Origin of the sequence: Bacillus sp. SIMBA_154, from assembly GCF_046536015.1 — a bacterium.
Taxonomy (GTDB): Bacteria; Bacillota; Bacilli; order Bacillales; family Bacillaceae; genus Bacillus; species Bacillus pumilus_P.
Genome location: NZ_JAWJBV010000382.1, coordinates 1 through 260, shown reverse-complemented (window position 1 = coordinate 260; position 260 = coordinate 1). Strand labels below are relative to the sequence as shown.

The 260-nt window shown below is 63.5% G+C and carries 1 protein-coding gene; it reads left to right on the top strand.

The window, feature by feature from the left end:
• On the top strand, positions 1 to 260 hold a 260-nt coding region (locus tag R0K30_RS22460), incomplete at both ends, for a hypothetical protein (RefSeq protein WP_486304033.1).

Below are 260 nucleotides of genomic sequence, written 5' to 3'. Positions count from 1 at the left end.
CGGCGTGGCGATGAACGAGAAGGCACTCGACGAGCGTAGCGCACTCTATCTGGCCGGCGCCGAACTGGACGGCTGGTATGCGCCGAGTCTGCGGGGCGACGCGAACACCGGGCTCGGCCGCTGGAGCGAAGACGACGTCTTTCGTTTCCTGAGGGCGGGGCGGAATCCGCATGCCGTCGTGTTCGGTTCAATGGCTGACGTGTTCAACAACTCGACGCAATACATGACGGACGACGATCTACGTGCAGTCGCGCACTACC